Origin of the sequence: uncultured Flavonifractor sp. (assembly GCF_944383115.1) — a bacterium.
Lineage (GTDB): Bacteria > Bacillota > Clostridia > Oscillospirales > Oscillospiraceae > Flavonifractor.
This window is the reverse complement of record NZ_CALWOJ010000037.1, coordinates 1-17901: the sequence shown is the minus strand read 5'-3', so window position 1 is coordinate 17901 and position 17901 is coordinate 1. Positions and strand designations below refer to the sequence as shown.

Below are 17901 nucleotides of genomic sequence, written 5' to 3'. Positions count from 1 at the left end.
GCCTCCAGGCCGGAACTCATCATCTGCATACCGTAGAGGAACAAGGCCAGGCCGCCCAGCAGCCCCAGAAGGATGCTCATCTTTCCCACGTCTGTTCTCCTCTTTTTTACATTTCTTTATCCGATCTTTTACGATATCCTGTCTAAGTATATCGGATGTAAAGTTTGCCGTCAATGGAATTTTAAACGAACTTTTGCCTGAATTTCTCTGCCGCTCCGGTAGGTTTTCCGCTCTTCTTTATGAAAATTTCACCTCTGTTTGGTTGCCTTTTACTTCTGTTTGGGCTATACTACCTTTACGTCCCACATATCATTTTAGAAAAAATGTTGAAATTGCCTAAAGGAGAAACATCCATGGAACATCAACCTGCTAAGAAGCCCCACGGGCCCAAAAGCAAGTCCGGGAAACTGGCGTTTTGCATTATCCTTACCATTGTGGTTGGCCTGGTCTATTTTTATGTAGCTCTGCCTCCCATCAACCCCCAGTCGGAGGATTTCTACGTCTTTATTGCCATATTGTGTATTGTCTTTGTGGTCAGTTCCATCCTCACCTCAGGCATGGATCTGATCCGGGAGGGCAGCGGCCCGAAGGAATATCTGCGCTTCATCAAGTCCCGCTGCCTGCCCGCCGGTATTCTGCTGCTGGCCCTCATCGCGGTGGGGATCGTAGGCACCGTCATCTCCCTGCCCATCTTCCGGGCCGGGGCATACCGGGACCTGCTGACGGTGGAGGACGGCAACTTTGCCACCGATATCGCCGAGATCTCCTTCAACGAGATCCCCACCCTGGACGAGTCCTCCGCCGAGTACCTCAGCGACCGGCAGATGGGTACCCTCAGCGACATGGTCAGCCAGTTCGAGTATTCCTTTGACTCCACCCAGATCAACTACCAGGGCCGACCTGTCCGGGTGGCCCCCATCGCCTACGCCGACCTGTTCAAGTGGTTCACCAACCGGGGCACCGGCCTGCCCGCCTATGTAAGGGTGGACATGGTCACCCAGGAAGCCACGGTGGTCCGCCTGGAGGAGGGTATGAAATACTCCTTCTCCGAACCCCTCAACCGCAATATTGTGCGCCACCTGCGCTTCAACTATCCCACCTTCATCTTCGGCACACCCCAGTTTGAGATCGACGAGGATGGACGCCCCTATTGGATCGCCCCCCGCATCGTCAAGACCATCGGCCTGTTCGGCGGCGACGATATCCAGGGCGCGGTGCTGGTAGACGCCATCACCGGCGAATGCACCTACTATGAGCTGGCCGATATCCCCACTTGGGTAGACAACGTATTTACGCCCGAGCTGATCATGGAACAGTACGACTATCACGGCACCCTGGTCAATGGCTTCATCAACTCCATCTTCGGTCAGCGGGACGTGACCATCACCACCAGCGGCTCCAACTATATTGCCCTCAACGATGACGTGTATATGTACACCGGCGTCACCTCCGCCAATGCCGACCAGTCCAACCTGGGCTTCCTGCTGTCCAACCAGCGCACCAAGGAGACCAAGTTCTACTCCGCCCCCGGCGCCACCGAGGCGGCGGCCATGTCCTCCGCCGAAGGCGTGGTGCAGGACCTGAAATACACCGCCACCTTCCCCCTGCTGCTCAACATCGCCGGAGAGCCCACCTATTTCATTCCTCTGAAGGACGCCACCAACCTGGTGAAGAGCTACGCCATGGTCAACGTGGCTCAGTATCAGGTGGTGGCCACCGGCTCCACTGTATCCGCCTGTGAGCAGGAGTATATCAAGCTGCTCAACAATAAGGGCATCACCACTCCGGAGGATACTCCCCGCACCGAGGTATCCGGCGTCATCAGCGATATCCGCTCGGCGGTCATGGAGGGCAACTCCTACTACTTCATCCAGCTGGAGGGCGATCCCACCTACTACGCCCTCTCCGCCGCCCAGAATCCTCTGGCCGTCATCCTCAATGTGGGCGACAAGGTGACTATTCAGCATACCCCGGCGATGGAGGGCGAAACTTCCTCCATTCTGGACGGCTCCACCGTCACCCTGGATGGGGCCGCCCAACCTGCTCCCTCCCCCATCGTCACCCCCGCTCCCCAGGAGGAGAACAGTACCGGGGAAGCCTCCCCCGCCCCGGCGGCGTGAGTCTTTTCCCAAAAGGGACTGACGCAGACAACGCGCGCCCCATAGAGGCCCGATATTCCGAAAAAAACAGCCGCCCGACCGGGCGGCTGTTTTTTTATCCTGACCACCTTTTCTGATGGCTTTTGAAACATTTTCAGCGTCTCAATGATATTATAGGTGAAAAGCTTTTCAGGGAGAGCAGCCTATGTTGAATCACGAACAATTTACCCGGCTTGCAAAATTATATATGGATACGGTCTTTCGGTTGGCGTTCAATTACACAAAAAGCCGATCAGAAGCAGATGACATCACCCAGGATGTTCTCATTAAGCTCTATCACACGGATAAAGCGTTTGACAGCGAGGAGCATATTAAGCATTGGCTGATTCGTGTTACCATCAACGAATGTAAAAAAACATTTTTATCTCCGTGGAAACGAACTGAGCCCATCGAGGATTATGCTTCCACACTCTCTTTTATATCCCAGGAGCATAGTGAACTGTTCTATGCGGTGATGGAACTGCCTCAAAAGTATCGTGTTCCAATCTTTTTGCACTACTATGAGGATTACTCCTGCGAGGAAATCTCCAATTTTCTAAAGATACCCAATGCAACCGTCCGCACCAGATTAAGACGCGGGCGGGAAATCCTTAAATCCAATCTTCAGGAGGCAGGCAGCCATGTTTGACAAAAAACTTTATCAGGAAACCTTCTCTTCCCTCCATGCCTCCGAAGATGTACTTGTGGAGGTAATGAATATGACACACAAGACCAGGAAACATGCAAAATTCTCCAGAAGAGCTGCCTCGGTCGCAGCAGTCGTTGCTCTGTGCGGCGTCGTCACAGCCGCCGCTGCAGTAGGCTTCCTCCGCTATGAGAATCCGGCGGCTATGCTACGGGCGCTGTTCGGGGAGAATGTCAGCTCCGGGAGCGGCATCGTGGAGTATGATGAAGATGGCCGGCTGATGACAAACCTCCCTGCCTGGGAGCGGGTGCCGGTGGATGAAACCCTGGCCCAGGAATTGATTGCACCGTACATTTTTGCCATAGGGGAAAGCACGGTGTGCGGCGACTACACGTTACATGTGGAGGCGCTCCTGTATGACGCCGCAACGCGGGCAGGGATGCTCTATTACACGGTGGAAAACAGCAATGAGGTCAGTGGTTATGAAGTATTTCCCGATGGGGTGCTGTGGTGGCCTGCGGAGGCCCCCGTTTTTACAAGAGTGCAAGGCTCCAGCCGTGCTTATCTGGATACGGCCATGAGCAGTGAAACGAAATTATACATCTGCACGTATTTCATTGCCGACCCGACTGCGGAAAACATCTGTGTCGGTATCGGCTCAGGCGAAGATCGAAGCAAGGTAAATGACATTTCCCTGGAACTGCCCGGCAACGTAGGTATCGCAGGTGTTGAACTGGCCGGCGGTGCCATTCGCCTCTCTCCCGTCAGCATTCAAATGGATCTGGCTTCCCTTGGGGTGGACAGTGATTCCATTGACAGCATCACGCTGTATTATACGGACGGCTCTGAATATGTGGTGGAGAACGAGGCCGACTTTGTTTCGAACCATACCTACGCGCTGATTGACCAGGAAGGTGTCACCATCACCTATACCTTTAACCGGATCGTGGATACAAACAGCATTGCCTCCGTAGAAATCAATGGCGTGACGTATGCGTAAGTTCCTCGGTCAGAATCCAACCAGTAGTTGAAGCTGATACAGGCCAGCGGGCCTGCTGCAAAATCGACTTTTGCAGCAGGCCCGTTTTACTTTCTGGAAAAACGCCTTGCAACGTTCCATCCTCCTATGTTCGGCTCCGCTGCCACTGCCCCAGCAGCGCCAGCGCCTGCGGGGACAGCAGCAGCAGGGCGCACAGATTGGGCAGGGCCATCAGGCCGTTGAAGATATCCGCCAATTGCCAAACCGCACTTACATCGGCCACGCTGGCCCATACCAGCGCCCACAGGAAAATCAGCCGGTAGATCCATTTCCAGCGGCTGGTGCCGCTCAGATATTCCAGTCCCCGCTCGCCATAGTAGCAGCACCCCAGCAGGGAGGTAAAGGCAAACATCAACAGGCATACCGACACAAAGATACCGCCGAAGGGGCCGAACACCGTGGAAAATCCGGCGGCCGACAGGGGGGCGCCCAACATGTGAGGCTCCACCTGCCCGCTGCGGATGGCGGCCAGGGCGGTCTCCGGATCGTAGACGCCGGTGGTGAGGATAACCAAGGCGGTGATGGAACAGACCACAATGGTGGCCACAAACACTTCAAAGATCCCCCACATTCCCTGCTCCGCCGGCTCTTTGGTATCCGCGGCGGCATGGGCGATGGAGGAAGAACCCATCCCAGCCTCATTGGTAAATACGCCCCGGGCCACACCGTAGCGCAGGGCGGCTGCCATACTGTAACCCGCGCCACCGCCCAGAACCGCCTTGGGCGCAAAGGCTCCCTCAACGATCTGCCGCAGCGCGACGGGCAGTTCACCGGCATGGCAGAACAGCACAACCACCCCGCCTCCAACGAAGAGGAGCGCCATACAGGGTACCAGCGTCTCGCTCACTTTGCCGATCCGGCCGATGCCCCCCACAATGACCGCCCCGGTGAGGAGAGCCACTCCCACGCCCACCGCCAGCGGGTCCCAGCCGAAGCTGGCCTCCAGCGCGGCAGAGATGGAATTTGCCTGGACCATGTTGCCGCCCCCCAGAGACGCGCCCACACAGCACAGGGAAAACAAGGTGGCCAGCGTGCGGTTTCCCAGCCCCTGTTCCATATAACACATGGGTCCGCCCCGCCAGCGGCCCTTCTCATCTTTTTCCCGATAGCGCACCGCCAGGATCTTTTCCACACATCCTGTCATCATGCCCAGGAAGGCGGACACCCACATCCAGAATACCGCCCCCGGCCCGCCATAAAAAATGGCGGTGGCCACCCCGGCAATGGAGCCGGTACCGATGGTGGCGGCCAAAGCGGTGGACATGGCCTGAAGCCGCGTCAGCCCCTGCCCCGTCTCCCTTCGGCTCCCGCCCCCCAGCGCTCCCAACGTGGTCTTGAGCCACAGTCTGCACCGGAACACCTGGAAAAAGCCGGTGCGTACCGACAAATATAGCCCCGTGATCAAAAACAGCCCCAGCAGCCACGGCCCCCAGATCAGATCGGCCAGCCGCTCCAGTCCCGTCATAGCCCCACCCCCTTGTCCCAGGGTTATGCGGCAAGGGAGTTATCCATGACAGTATCTTGTCCTTCGTCGAGGCCACTCAGAGCATCTGTACCCCCAACAGCGGAATCAGATCCACCGCCTGACCGGGGTTGATCCGCATGCCCCGCAGTTCCTGCAAACTTTCGGATACCGTGATGCCCTGGATCTGACAGTCGGACAAATCCACGCCCTTCAGGGATGTACGGAAAAAATCCACGCCCTGGAAACTGGTGCGGTGGGGCTCCATGCCCGTCACCCGGGCCTCAGTCATGGCCGCCTCCCGGAGATCGCAGCCGATAAGCCTGCTTCGACTCCACAAAGATTTGGAAAAATTGCCGTACCGGAACGAGCTGTCCTCCACCACACAATCCTTCCAGCGGCTGCCGATCCATTTTCCGCCGTCACCCTTACAGCCGGTGACCCGGCATTTATTCCATAGACTGTCCAGAAAATTACAGTTGGAAAAATCGCAGCCGTCAAACACGGCCTCATAAAAAGCAGCTTTGGAAAAATCACACCGCTCAAACCGGCATTTATGGAATCTGACCCGGGTATACTCCAATCGGGACAGATCCAGCCCGGTCAATACCTCCTGCTCCACCTCCAGGTCCTCCAGATCCCGCTCCTCGGTCCTGGCCCAGTGCAGCTGTTGTGCCAGCATATGTACGCCCCCTTGCGATCAGGCAGGCAATAAACCTGCCCTGCCTATGTTATACTCCTTCTGCCTCGATTTGGACAGCACAAAAATACGCCCGGCCTCCGGGGATGCTCCCCGTCTGCCGGGCGCGTCTTCGTCCCTTACCGCTCCTTCTGCTGCAGCTGCAGTCGATCGGCAATCATCGCAATGAATTCGGAATTGGTGGGCTTCCCCTTGGCGTTGGAGACGGTATAGCCGAAATATTTCTGCAGCGTCTCCAGATCGCCCCGGTCCCAGGCCACCTCGATGGCGTGCCGGATGGCCCGCTCCACCCTTGAGGCCGTGGTGCCAAACCGTTTGGCCACCTCCGGATAAAGGACCTTGGTGACGGCGTTGATCACATCCATGTCCCCTACCGCAATGATAATGGCCTCCCGCAGATACTGGTAGCCCTTGATATGGGCGGGCACACCAATCTCATGAATGATGCCGGTCACCACGCTCTCCAGCTTTCTGGCCCGTTCCTCGTCGTCTGCGTTTTCTTCCATCTCCTGAAGGGCGGCCAACTGGCGCACCCGTTCGGCCACTGCGGTCAACCGACAGGGCTTGCGCATATAGTAATCGGCTCCGGCTTCTACAGCCAGTTCCGCCACGCTGCCCCGGGCAAACCCTGAAAGCACCAGTACTTTGGGACGCTCTTCCCGCCGTCCCAGTTCCTGGAGGACTTCCACGCCGTCTACCTGGGTCAGCACCAAATCCATGATCACCACGTCCGGCCGGGCGGCCTGCGCCAGCGCCAGCGTCTCTTCTCCATCGCCCGTCTCGCCGACTACCTCAATGCCCGCCTCTGTATTGAGCTGTCCCACCAGTATGCGGCGAAACTCTTCACCTGCATCCGCCACCAGGACCTTGATTCTCCGTTCCACTATTGACACCCTTTCCAGCAGGCTCCTCCTGCTCTGCATTTGCTGCCTGGCCAAGTCTGTTTACCGGTTGGCTATAATTTACCATAATCAGACAGCAAGCGCAAGGGTTTTACTGGCAATTTCTGGTTATTTCTCTTCGACTTCGTTCGACTTTTCCGCAGAAATTCCGACGGCGGGATGCACGCTTCCCTACATCTCTTTCATTTTCCCGACAAATAGACGCCGGGAGCGGATACCGCTCCCGGCGTCTGAATCCATTACGTTTCCAGTTGCGCGGTCTCTTCCGCCTTGAGGAGCATGTTTTCCGCCAGGATGCCGTAGCCCTGGGTGGGATCGTTGACCAACACATGGGTCACGGCGCCCACCAACCGGCCGTCCTGGAGGATGGGCGAGCCGCTCATACCCTGGACAATGCCGCCGGTGGTTTCCAGCAGCCGGGGATCGGTGACTTTCAGCATCAGATTACGGGTATCGCCCTCTTTTTCGGGAAAAATACGAGTGATCTCCACTTCATATTCCTCCACCTGATCGCCGGTCACGTTGGAGCGAATGACTGCCGGACCGGTTTTGACCTGACTGCGCTGGGCCACGAGTACCGGTTCCAGGCCCTGGATCAGGGTATCGTCCTTCACCTGACCGAACACGCCGCTTGCGGTATTGGCCCACAAAACGCCCAGATCCTTGTCGGTCTGGAAGGCACCGTGGAGTTCGCCGGGGGTGCCTTTTTTACCCTTTTGCACATCGGTCACCTGAGAACCCAGAATGGACCCGGATTGCAGGGGCATGAGCCGCGCCGTATCCACGTCGTTGATCCCGTGGCCCAGGGCGCCGAACAGTCCGCTTTCCGGATCACAAAACGTCATGGTACCGATCCCTGCCATAGAGTCTCTGATCCAGGCACCCAGCTTATACTGGCCGTCGGCGCTGCACTGGACGGCGTGGGCGGTAAACTGGACCTGTTGATCGTCCCGCACCGCCCGGATGCTCATGGCTTCGCCGCCCACTTCCTGAAGCAGCGTCTGCACTTCTTCAATGCTGTCCACTTCTTCCTGATTGATGTGGGTGATGATATCCCCTTCCTTCAGGCCGCAGTCACGGGCAGGGGCGTGGTTGCCGTCGGCGGCGGTCACTTCGCCGAATCCAACCACCATCACGCCGTCGGAAAACAGCTTGATACCCACAGTGCGTCCCATCGGGATCACCTCACGCACCTCATCCGCCGCCCGGGCGGGCTGATACCAGGCCATGCAGGAAAAAACCAGCGCCGCCGCCAGTACGGCGCCCACCCAGGGTTTGACCTTTGATTCTTCCTTTCCCATTTCGTTTTGCACACTCCTTTCCCAAAAAGCCGGCGCATCGTGCGCCTGTTTTTAATATGAACGAGGGAGCAGTCAAAAACGCTGGCAATGAAATTCTCCTTTGGATTTGATTTTTCTTCCAACAAGCCCATCAGAGGCATCCGCCCGTTTCTGCCAACTGTTTTCTCCCGCTCTTTCCTGTCTTTTACCCCGCTTTGCGCCTGGTATTTTTTTCTTATACCTGCATATCTTACGAAATATAAGCCGAAAGGAAGTGTGTTTCATGCCGCGCCTGAATAAAACGGAACTGATTTTCTTTGTCGTCGCCACGGTGGCCGGCTCCTGCCTGCATTTCCTCTATACTTTTGTACCCTGTATCGCCACCGGGCTCGTGGCGCCGGTGCGGGAAAGTCTCTGGGAACACGTCAAGCTGCTGTACTGGCCCTGTCTGATCTCCGGAGTACTGCTTCATCGAAAGCAACCCGGAATGCTGGGGCAGCGGGCCTTTGCGCTGCTGGCCGCCACGGCCGGAATGCTGGGGATTGGGTATGTCTATCACATTTGCCTGCAAGGCGACTCCATCCTGGTGGATATCGTCCTCTATGTGCTGATGATGGCCCTCTTCTTCCTGCTGCCCCACCTTCTGCGCCAGCCTCTGTGGCAGGAATACCGGGAGCTGCTGGCGCTGCTGGTGCTGGCCCTCGGCGTGGCTACCATGCTCTTTTCCTTCCTGCCGCCCCAGGGCCTTCTGTTCGCCGACCTGTCCGGTACCCCAACCTGGGTCACCCTGCCCTGTTGACCCGTCTGTGTCTTTTGCCCCTTTTCACCAATTTTACGACAAATATATAAAATTTACCTTCTTTCTGCCCCGGACCCTCTTGTAATTTTGTTTCCATTTTGTTACCATTAGGGTATCCGATCAGCCCGCAGAGGGCCCGGAAGGAAAGGTGGAATGTTTCATGAGAAAACACACTCGCAAGTTCCTGTCCCTGTTCCTGTCCCTGACTCTGGCCAGCAGCTTCTGCATCCCGGCTATGGCCGCTGAGGAGGAAACTACTGCTGCCAAAGACGGCATTGTTGTGCTGTACACCAATGACGTCCACTGCACCAGTGACGACGGTATGTCCTACGCCGCCATCGCCGCCTACAAGGCCGAGATGGAAACTGAATACGGCACCGACAACGTCACCCTGGTGGACAACGGCGACGCCATCCAGGGCGGTATCCTGGGTTCTCTGTCCAAGGGCAGCTGGATCGTGGATATCATGAACCAGGTCGGCTACGACATCGCCATCCCCGGCAACCACGAGTTCGACTTCGGCATGGATACCTTCCTGGACATCGCCAAGAACCAGGCTGAGTACACCTATGTCAGCTGCAACTTTGTGGACGCCGACGGCAAGGCCGTGCTGGAGCCCTACACCATGGTCACCTACGGTGATGTGGACGTGGCCTATGTGGGCATCTCCACGCCCGAGACCCTGACCAAGTCCGCCCCCGCCTACTTCCAGAACGACAAGGGCGAGTACATCTACGGCTTCTGCCAGGACAAGGACGGCAAGGCCCTCTATGACCAGGTCCAGGATACCGTGGACGCCGCCCGCGAGGCCGGCGCCGAGTATGTGGTGGCCCTGGCCCACCTGGGTGAGGACGCCCAGAGTACTCCCTGGATGTCCACTGAGGTCATTGCCAACACCACCGGCATCGACGTGGTGCTGGACGGCCACTCCCACACCACTGAGCCCTCCAAGACCGTGAAGAACGCCGACGGCGAGGACGTGCTGCTGAGCCAGACCGGCACCAAGGCCGAGTCCGTGGGCAAGCTGGTCATCGCTCCCGACGGCACCATGACCACCGAGCTGGTGGCCCTGGCCGATGTGGACACCACTTCCCAGGCCTATACCGACGCCAAGACCTTCATCGAGGGCATTCAGGCTGAGTACAAGGCCATGTCCGAGGAAGTGGTGGCTACCTCCTCCGTGGATCTGACCATCAACGACCCCTACACCGGTGAGCGGGCCGTCCGCTCCGCCGAGACCAACCTGGGCGACCTGTGCGCCGACGCCTATCGCACCCTGCTGGACGCCGACATCGCCTTCGTCAACGGCGGCGGCGTGCGTGACAACATTGCCGCCGGCGACATCACCTACGGCAACATCATCGCTGTCCATCCCTTCGGCAACCTGGCCTGCCTGGTGGAAGTTTCCGGCCAGCAGATCCTGGACGCCCTGGAGCTGGGCTCCATGCAGGCCGGCGTGTCTGAGAGCGGCGGCTTCCTGCAGGTCTCCGGCATCAAGTACACCATTGACACCTCCATTCCCACCTCCGTGGAGCTGGACGACGCCGGCAACTTCGTGAAGGTGACCGGCGACCGCCGGGTCAAGGACGTGCAGGTGCTGGACAGCGAGACCGGCGAGTACGCCCCCATCGACGCTGAGGCCACCTACACCCTGGCTTCCCATAACTACATGCTCAAGGACGGCGGCGACGGCTATGCCATGTTTGGCGCCGACAACGTGACCATCCTGAAGGATGAAGTCATGGTGGACAACGAGGTCCTCATCACCTACATCAAGGACGAGCTGGGCGGCGTGGTAGGCGAGCAGTACGCCAATCCCAGAGGCGACGGCCGCATCACCGTTCTCTATGCCGACGCCGACTTCTCCTCCTGGTACGGCGACGCCGTCCGCTATGTAGTAACCAACGGTATGATGAGCACCACCAACGGCTCCAACTTCACTCCCTTCGGCCAGGTCAGCCGTGCTACCGTGTATCAGGTGCTGTACAACATGGAAGGCGCTCCCGCTGTGGAGGAGACCACCGTCACCGATACCGCTGACAAATGGTACTCCAACTGCATCAACTGGGCCGCTTCCGTGGACCTGTACGAGGGCACTACCTTCGGCGAGGATCAGATCATCACCCGCGCCGAGATCGCCGATCTGATCGCCGCCTACGCCGCTTACAAGGGCATCGAGCCCCCCGTCGGCGACGGCTCTATGGAGAAGGCCCCCGATTATGCCGCCATTCCCGCCGAGTCCCTGGACGGCATGACCTTCTGCTACTATGCCGGCATCATGACCGGCAATGAGGCTGGCCAGCTGATGCCCGCCGGCCTGCTCACCCGGGTGGAGTTTGCTCAGGTGCTGTCCAACTTCGGCGCCCTGACCGTCGAAGAGCCTGCTGCCTGAGACTCTCTCCTGCGTATACCAAAAAACTGGGGCGTGCATATGCACGCCCCAGTTTTTTCTGTTTAGGCCTGTGCCGCCTGCTTCAGCGCCTGCGCCAGCTGGTCGGGACAGGATGTGGCTTTAAACCCGCAGCGGATCCCCTCCAGCCGGCGGATGGCCTCTTCCACCTTCATGCCCTCCACCAGGCGGGAGATGCCCTGGAGGTTGCCGTTGCATCCGCCCTGAACCTGAAGGGAACGAATCACACCGTCCTCCACATCAATGCGCATCTGCCTGGAACAAACCCCTCTGGGGCTGTATTCAATGGTCATGGTACCTCTCTCCTTTGAAATTCCCGTTTAACGGGGCAAATCATACCATACTTTCGGCAGGATTGCAATTCTTTATACCATTGTGGTATAATGATTATAATTGCAGGATCATGGCCGCCCCCCGGCTGCGTCCTTTTGATCCGCTTCCGGAAAGGAGGTTTGCCCGTTGGCTCCCAGTACCAAACTGTCCCTGGCTAGCTCGCTCCGCCGGCTGCTGCAAAAAAAGTTCCTGGACGATATTACAGTCAAGGAGATCGTGGAAGACTGCGAGGTTAACCGACAGACCTTCTACTACCACTTCCAGGATATCTATGATCTGCTCCACTGGTTCCTGGAGCATGAGACCGAGGAGGCCATACAGGGCTGCGCCTCCTGGCAGGAGGCGCTGATGGCCGCCTTCCACTACATTCAGGACAACCACGCCATCATCTATCACATCTACCGCTCCGGCGGACGGGAGCATCTGGACTGCCAGCTGTTTACCCTGTCCCGTGCCCTGGTGGTCCACTTGCTGGAGGATGCCTCGGACGGCCTCCAACTGTCGCCGAAAGATCAGGAGTTCCTGACGGACTTTTACATGTACGCCCTGGCCGGCATGATGCTGGGCTGGATGGCGGACGACATGAAGGAAGAACCTTCTCAGCTGGCCGCCCGCATCAGCTTTTTGCTGGAGGGTGAGTTCCAGCGGGTAGCGGAACGCTTCTCTTCCTTCCAACTGAATACACAGTGATCCCTCCCTGGTACAGCCTGTCAGGCCTTTCGTACCAGGGAGTTTTCTTGTCAGATTTTTCGGTCTATTGATCTCAAATTTTATCCAGGTTGACGATTGACTTTTTAACCAAATCCTCCTAGTATTTATAGTGCATTTTCACAACGCCAACAGAGAGGAGCATGCCATACGAGTTATCATTTTTTGTTTGAGATCGCAGTTATCCTGTTGAGTACCAAAGTACTGGGCATCGTCACCAAACGCTTTGCCCTGCCCCAGGTGGTGGGCGCGCTGCTGGCCGGCCTGCTGCTGGGACCAGCCATGCTGGGCATATTACAGGAAACCACTCTGATGGATCAACTGGCTGAACTGGGCGTGATTGTTTTAATGTTCAACGCTGGTCTGGAGACCGATCTGGGGGAGTTGAAGAAAGCGGGGCGTTCCGCTTTTATCATCGCCCTGATCGGCGTTCTTGTCCCTCTGGCCGGCGGTTTTGCGCTGGCTGCCCTGTTTAATCCGGGCAGCGAAATGCTGATGCAGAATATCTTTATTGGCGTGATCCTCACCGCCACTTCCGTCAGCATTACCGTGGAGACCCTCAAAGAGATTGGCAAACTGTCCACCCGTTCGGGCAACGCCATCCTGGGCGCTGCTATCATCGACGATGTGCTGGGTATTGTAGCCCTGACCATCATCACCAGCATATCGGGCACCGGAACCAACGTGTGGCTGGTGTTATTAAAAATTGTCGCGTTCTTTGCCATCAGCGTGGTGGTGTGGATTTTGCTGCATCGCGCGGTGGAGTGGTGGTTTAAACGCTACGACCGTGACAAGCGCCGCTTTGTAGTCATCTCTTTTGCGTTCTGCCTTCTATACGCGTTTTTTGCAGAGGAAGTTTTCGGCGTAGCCGACATTACCGGCGCGTATATTGCAGGGCTGATCTTTGCCAAAACGCCCCGGGTGACCTACCTTCAGGACCGGTTCGACACCCTCTCCTATACCCTGCTCTCCCCCATCTTCTTTGCCAGTATCGGCTTGAAGGTGGTACTGCCCGAAATGAGCGGGACCATCATTCTGTTCTCCATCCTGCTCATCATCTGGGCCGTGGTATCCAAGATCCTGGGCTGCGGTCTGGGCGCAAAGCTGTGCCGTTACTCCGGGCAGGATTCCCTCCGCATCGGTGTGGGCATGATCTCCCGGGGCGAGGTAGCCCTGATCGTGGCCAACAACGGCATTGCCGTCGGTCTGATGAAAGATGAATTTTTTGGACCGGTGGTACTGATGGTCATTGCCACCACCATTCTGACCCCCATCCTGCTCAAGCTGGTCTACCACGGGAAAGAGAAGGACTACAGCGATCTGCAGGAGAGCGAGCTGGTCAACCGCTACGAAGACGCCGCCGCCTTCGATCTGGCCACCCAGGCCTTGCTGGAAGACCACGAGCGGCTGCGTAACGGCAGCAACAAGCATAGCAATTAAAAAGAGAGCCTGTTGCAAATGCAACAGGCTCTCTTTCTGTCTTCATGCGCTGAAATAACTATTGTACAGCTCCACCAATTCTTCCTGCTGGGGGGAGATGATCAGCCGGACATAGACGCCGTCCCGCTTGACCTCGCTCTTTTCCACAATGGCATACTGGTCGGGCAGATAGTTGTTGAACTCATTGCGCCTGGCCTCCAGCCGGTTTTGCAGCTTGGTCTCCACGTCCTTGGCGCTGTCCTCGTCCTTGGCCTTTACCAGTACGATCTCTTTGGCGGTAATCCCGTCCGCCGCCAGATCTGCGGCAAAAGCCTCCATCTTGTCGCCTTCTATGCCGTAAAAGTTGAGCATATCATCCTCGGTCAGCTGGATGCTGCCCTCAATGGGCGCCTTCTCCAGCAGGGCGGACATCACTTTCGTCACATCCACGTCGGCGGCCTTCGTCCCACCGCTGCATCCTGCGGCGCACACGGCCAGGATCGTAGTCAGCACGAGCAGTAATACGCTGTGTATCTTCCGTTTCATAGAATCACCTTTCCGCGGCTGTTGCCGCACTGTTTTCAATCTGCCCCGGTCAGCCGCTCTGACGGGCCGCCGCATCCTGCTTCAAATAATCCACCCAGATCCGGCAGGCCTCATCGGTAAAATGCATCCCCATGCCGGAGGCATCGCTGCAATAGGCGGAGGGCAGATATCCCTCCTCGTCCGTGAGTACAGAGGCAATATCTACATAATAGTAACCGTTGCGGTCGCACATTTCCTTCAGTTTCTCGTTGTACAGCCGCAGATTGGCGTTATTCAGCACCTTCTTCTCGTTGCCTTTGTGGATGGGGGTGGCGGACTGGACATAGATCTCCAGATCGGGGGTCTTTTCCTTGATCAGGCCCAGCAGGGTCTGCATATTTTCCACCGAGCCGTCCACGCCGTACATACCCACGTCGTTCATACCCAGCAGGATATACAGCTTCTTGGCGCCGTAGGCGTGTACCGAGTCCTCCAGGCGCATTTTGGTGCCCTGATAGAGGGGATGGACCGACTTGTCGCTCACTTCCCACAAGGCATTCCCGCTGCCCAGACTGCCTGCGGTGAGGAACTGGGCCTTGCCCAGATAATCAGGGTCACTCTGCCGCATTTTGGTCACATAGCCGGTCAGCTTCAGGGATACGGAATCGCCCACAAATACCGCATCATCAAACCATCCCCACTCGTCCTGGGGCGGCTGATTGGTGGATACCGTGGGCGCTGTACCCCCACCGGTCTCCTCCGCCAGCTTCAGGGTCTTATAAAGGAGGTCCGCTGTCTCGCCGCGGGTCATGGCCGCATGGGGGCGCAGCGCCTCCCCGCCGCCGTCACCAATGAGGCCGTAGGCATAGAGATCGCCTAACGGGGCCAGCGCCCAGCTGCTTACTGCATCCGCGTCGCTCCAATCGGCAAGTCCGCCGGACAACCCCTCCCGCTGCTCCACGCCGAAAGCCGGCAGGGCGTTCCAGAGGATGGTCATGGCCTCCTCCCGCTCCAGAGGCTGCTTGGGCGAAAAGGTTGTGTCAGTGGTACCCTGCACAATGCCCTGTTCAGCCGCCCAGCCAACCGCCTGATAGCACGCTTCCTCCTGTCCGATATCAGAAAAAGCAGGCGCCGCACCCGCCGGGCTTCCAGCAGCCCGCCACAGCGAGAGAATATAATTTCCCCGGCCAATGGGCGCCTCACTCAGAAACCTTCCATCCTTCGTGGTATACATGATTTCATGCTCCACCATATAGGAAACATAAGGATAGGCTTGGTCGTCCTTAGGCACGTCCTGAATGGCATCGCCGGCAGCGCCGCCGGACACAAATACCCCGGCCAGTAAGAATACCACGATCCTTTGGATGAGCATATTGTTCCCTCCTGCTGTGATTTGGCATCAGTGTATCAGATTTTCCCTTCTCCGTCCAGTGGGGCAGAGAGATTCTTCCTGCGTATTTTCACCGTTTCAGCCCTTTTGGATACCAAAATCCCATAAAAGTGCGGCAAAACAGCCTCTCTTCTTTCCTTGTGCGGCCACTTCTTACTTTTTTGTGATATTTCAGCTTCTATTCAGGTTTTAGCGAAGCATTATCAAACCAAAAGGCGTCCCAGAGCAATGCTCTGGGACGCCTTTTCACCTTTATTCTCCTGCCGGAACATAGGGTTCATCCGGCGGCGTTTCCACCGGGGCAGGCGACGGAGACGGTGTGACCGTCGGTTCCCCGGACTCGTCAGGCTGGGACGTTCCGCTGTCAGTAGGCTGGGGCGGGACCGTAGGATAGGTGGCGGGATTGGTGGGATCAAAGCCAGGCCACTGCTCCTGGGTGGGCCAGGTGGACTGATCCTCCAACCGGAAGGTGGATGGGTCATATTCTGCGGGCGGCGGTACCTGTGCGGAAGTGTGGACGGTACAGCTTCCCTGGGCATCCAGGAACTCCTTGGTATATTGGCTCTCTGACGTATCGGTGGTGAGTACGCCAATGGATTTGACCGTTCCTTCGGTGATGCCCAACTGCTCATTGGCCTCTCTGGGACAATACTCGCCCGCCAGGTGATACAGGCCCTCAATGGCAGTTCCATTGGCATCCAAAATCGGACATTCCGTACAGACATCCACCATCACATGGTTGCTGCAGTTCTCCACCGGCACATCGTCGGAGAACAGATACATCTGCACCACACGATCTCCTCTGGGATCGCTGAGGCAGGCCTCGGTGGCCCGCAGGCCGCTGTCCTTACAGATCTGGACCGGCGTCAGGCCGCTGGCCTGGGTAAAGCCCTTGTTCTCCAAACCCTCATGGGCCTTGCTCATGACCTTCTGCCACATGACGGCAGCAGGGTTGTTGCTGGCGTAGATCCGCTCGGGGGTCTTGTAGCCCACCCATACCGCTGCGGTATAGTAGGGGGTATAGCCCACGAACCAGCGGTCATTGTTGGCGCTGGTGGAGCCGGTCTTGCCGGCCACCGTCATACCCGAGATGCGCGCGGCAGTACCGGTACCGTTGGTCACTACATTCTTGAGCATCTGGTTCATATAATAGGTGGTTTTGGTAGAGAGGATCACTTCGCTCTCGGTCTCGGTATGATCCAGCAGCACCTTCTCGACCCCATCCACCTCCTGGGTCACCTTGGTATAGGTGCGGGGTTCGATATACACGCCGTCCCGCGGGAAGACCGAGTAAGCGGCCGCCATGTCCATGACGCTGACACCGTGGGTCAAACCGCCCAGGGCAAGCTGGCTGGAACCGTAGTCGTTTTTGACCTCGCCATTGCTCAAATAGGACTCTTCCAGATCAATGCGGAACTTCTGCTCCACGAAGTCAAAGGAGGTCTTAGCGCCCATCTCCTCCAGGATGCGCACAGCTACCGGGTTAGAGGACACCTCCACGGCAGTATTCACCGTGATGTTGCCCCGGTAGGTCTGAGGATTGTTCAAAGGCCAGTTGTTGCCATTGAGTATCCGCACCGGCTCGTCGGCATACACCGAGGCCGGTGTGATCATGCCCATTTCAATGGCGGGGGCATACACCGACAGGGGCTTGATGGAGGAACCGGGCTGCCGCACCGTACCGCTGGCCATATTCAGCACCCGATTGGCGTCCTTGCTGCCCAGCGCGCCGGCTAGACCCACCACATTGCCCTGTGTATCAATGATCACAATGGAGGACTGGATGTCCTGACCTTTGGCGGAGGTGAGCTGCAGGTTGCTCCGATCATAATAGACCGACTCCACAATGGACTGGATGCGGGTATCCACACAGGCGTAGATCTTCAGGCCGCCGGAGTACACCATGTTCTCCGCCAGCTGTTTGGAGTAGCCATATTCCTCCACCAGATCGTTGATCACATCGGTAATGACTTGCTCGTCGTACCAGTTATAAATGGTACTGGGTTTCTTTTCATCTTCACTGCGGGTGAACACCAGCTCCTCCGCCACTGCCTGATCATACTCCTCCTGGGTGATCATGCCCAGGTCCAGCATCTTCCACAGCACCAGCTCCTGGCGCTGCTTGTTGCGCTCCCGGCCGGTGGTGACCT

At 57.4% G+C, this 17901-nt stretch carries 15 protein-coding genes; 7 read left to right on the top strand and 8 right to left on the bottom strand.

Going from position 1 to position 17901, the window contains the following annotated elements; all coding sequences use genetic code 11:
* The first annotated feature begins 353 nt into the window (after window positions 1–353).
* The 3 genes from Q0K43_RS05820 to Q0K43_RS05810 all read left to right on the top strand — a co-directional run bounded on the left by Q0K43_RS05820 (window position 354) and on the right by Q0K43_RS05810 (window position 3784).
* A complete protein-coding gene (locus Q0K43_RS05820) occupies window positions 354–2120 on the top strand; it encodes a CvpA family protein (RefSeq protein WP_297289622.1) in 1767 nt (588 codons plus the stop codon).
* Between the two features lie 184 nt (window positions 2121–2304).
* Window positions 2305–2787, top strand: a complete 483-nt coding sequence (locus tag Q0K43_RS05815) for an RNA polymerase sigma factor (protein WP_297289621.1) — start codon at window positions 2305–2307, stop codon at window positions 2785–2787.
* On the top strand, window positions 2780–3784 hold the full coding sequence (locus Q0K43_RS05810; protein ID WP_297289620.1) for a hypothetical protein: 1005 nt from the start codon (window positions 2780–2782) through the stop codon (window positions 3782–3784). The genes Q0K43_RS05815 and Q0K43_RS05810 overlap by 8 nt, the downstream gene beginning before the upstream one ends.
* A gap of 124 nt (window positions 3785–3908) precedes the next feature.
* On the opposite strand, the gene Q0K43_RS05805 is transcribed toward Q0K43_RS05810, so the two are convergent.
* From Q0K43_RS05805 to spoIVB, 4 genes are all read right to left on the bottom strand, one after another.
* The gene (locus Q0K43_RS05805) at window positions 3909–5288 is read right to left on the bottom strand and encodes an alanine/glycine:cation symporter family protein (RefSeq protein WP_297289619.1); all 1380 of its coding nucleotides are present in this window, start codon (window positions 5286–5288) and stop codon (window positions 3909–3911) included.
* A 76-nt stretch (window positions 5289–5364) separates the two neighbouring features.
* Window positions 5365–5967: a pentapeptide repeat-containing protein gene (locus Q0K43_RS05800; RefSeq protein ID WP_297289618.1), complete on the bottom strand. Its 603-nt coding sequence runs from the start codon at window positions 5965–5967 to the stop codon at window positions 5365–5367.
* Between the two features lie 137 nt (window positions 5968–6104).
* The gene (spo0A, locus tag Q0K43_RS05795) at window positions 6105–6869 is read right to left on the bottom strand and encodes a sporulation transcription factor Spo0A (RefSeq protein ID WP_297289617.1); all 765 of its coding nucleotides are present in this window, start codon (window positions 6867–6869) and stop codon (window positions 6105–6107) included.
* 257 nt (window positions 6870–7126) lie between these two features.
* On the bottom strand, window positions 7127–8188 hold the full coding sequence (gene spoIVB, locus Q0K43_RS05790; protein ID WP_297289616.1) for a SpoIVB peptidase: 1062 nt from the start codon (window positions 8186–8188) through the stop codon (window positions 7127–7129).
* A gap of 262 nt (window positions 8189–8450) precedes the next feature.
* Here spoIVB and Q0K43_RS05785 point away from each other — a divergent pair, with 262 nt between their 5' ends.
* Together Q0K43_RS05785 and Q0K43_RS05780 are read left to right on the top strand one after the other, a co-directional pair.
* Complete coding sequence (locus tag Q0K43_RS05785) at window positions 8451–8966, top strand: DUF6512 family protein (protein WP_297289615.1); 516 nt, start codon at window positions 8451–8453, stop codon at window positions 8964–8966.
* A gap of 160 nt (window positions 8967–9126) precedes the next feature.
* Window positions 9127–11358, top strand: a complete 2232-nt coding sequence (locus Q0K43_RS05780) for a bifunctional metallophosphatase/5'-nucleotidase (protein ID WP_297289614.1) — start codon at window positions 9127–9129, stop codon at window positions 11356–11358.
* Window positions 11359–11420: 62 nt separating this feature from the next.
* Here Q0K43_RS05780 and Q0K43_RS05775 read toward each other — a convergent pair whose 3' ends face one another.
* Window positions 11421–11669 (bottom strand): TIGR03905 family TSCPD domain-containing protein, encoded by a 249-nt coding sequence (locus tag Q0K43_RS05775; protein WP_297289613.1) that lies wholly within the window; start codon window positions 11667–11669, stop codon window positions 11421–11423.
* 166 nt (window positions 11670–11835) lie between these two features.
* Here Q0K43_RS05775 and Q0K43_RS05770 point away from each other — a divergent pair, with 166 nt between their 5' ends.
* Entirely contained in the window at window positions 11836–12399 is a 564-nt protein-coding gene (locus tag Q0K43_RS05770; protein WP_297289612.1) for a TetR/AcrR family transcriptional regulator, read from the top strand.
* A gap of 183 nt (window positions 12400–12582) precedes the next feature.
* Window positions 12583–13857 carry a cation:proton antiporter gene (locus Q0K43_RS05765; RefSeq protein WP_297289611.1) on the top strand — a complete coding sequence of 425 codons (1275 nt, stop codon included), beginning with the start codon at window positions 12583–12585 and terminating at the stop codon, window positions 13855–13857.
* A 42-nt stretch (window positions 13858–13899) separates the two neighbouring features.
* Here Q0K43_RS05765 and Q0K43_RS05760 read toward each other — a convergent pair whose 3' ends face one another.
* From Q0K43_RS05760 to Q0K43_RS05750, 3 genes are all read right to left on the bottom strand, one after another.
* A complete protein-coding gene (locus tag Q0K43_RS05760) occupies window positions 13900–14382 on the bottom strand; it encodes a DUF4358 domain-containing protein (protein WP_297289610.1) in 483 nt (160 codons plus the stop codon).
* Between the two features lie 49 nt (window positions 14383–14431).
* The gene (locus Q0K43_RS05755) at window positions 14432–15733 is read right to left on the bottom strand and encodes an S-layer homology domain-containing protein (RefSeq protein WP_297289609.1); all 1302 of its coding nucleotides are present in this window, start codon (window positions 15731–15733) and stop codon (window positions 14432–14434) included.
* A gap of 270 nt (window positions 15734–16003) precedes the next feature.
* The coding region (locus Q0K43_RS05750; protein ID WP_297289608.1) for a transglycosylase domain-containing protein at window positions 16004–17901 on the bottom strand (1898 nt) is incomplete at its 5' end.

Excerpts from the sequence above, each read along its gene's own strand:
- Q0K43_RS05755 (WP_297289609.1), bottom strand. The coding sequence starts at position 15,733 with ATGCTCATCCAAAGGATCGTGGTATTCTTACTGGCCGGGGTATTTGTG.
- Q0K43_RS05810 (WP_297289620.1), top strand. The coding sequence starts at position 2,780 with ATGTTTGACAAAAAACTTTATCAGGAAACCTTCTCTTCCCTCCATGCC.
- Q0K43_RS05805 (WP_297289619.1), bottom strand. The coding sequence starts at position 5,288 with ATGACGGGACTGGAGCGGCTGGCCGATCTGATCTGGGGGCCGTGGCTG.
- Q0K43_RS05780 (WP_297289614.1), top strand. The coding sequence starts at position 9,127 with ATGAGAAAACACACTCGCAAGTTCCTGTCCCTGTTCCTGTCCCTGACT.
- Q0K43_RS05785 (WP_297289615.1), top strand. The coding sequence starts at position 8,451 with ATGCCGCGCCTGAATAAAACGGAACTGATTTTCTTTGTCGTCGCCACG.
- Q0K43_RS05775 (WP_297289613.1), bottom strand. The coding sequence starts at position 11,669 with ATGACCATTGAATACAGCCCCAGAGGGGTTTGTTCCAGGCAGATGCGC.
- Q0K43_RS05815 (WP_297289621.1), top strand. The coding sequence starts at position 2,305 with ATGTTGAATCACGAACAATTTACCCGGCTTGCAAAATTATATATGGAT.
- Q0K43_RS05760 (WP_297289610.1), bottom strand. The coding sequence starts at position 14,382 with ATGAAACGGAAGATACACAGCGTATTACTGCTCGTGCTGACTACGATC.
- Q0K43_RS05820 (WP_297289622.1), top strand. The coding sequence starts at position 354 with ATGGAACATCAACCTGCTAAGAAGCCCCACGGGCCCAAAAGCAAGTCC.
- spoIVB (WP_297289616.1), bottom strand. The coding sequence starts at position 8,188 with ATGGGAAAGGAAGAATCAAAGGTCAAACCCTGGGTGGGCGCCGTACTG.
- Q0K43_RS05800 (WP_297289618.1), bottom strand. The coding sequence starts at position 5,967 with ATGCTGGCACAACAGCTGCACTGGGCCAGGACCGAGGAGCGGGATCTG.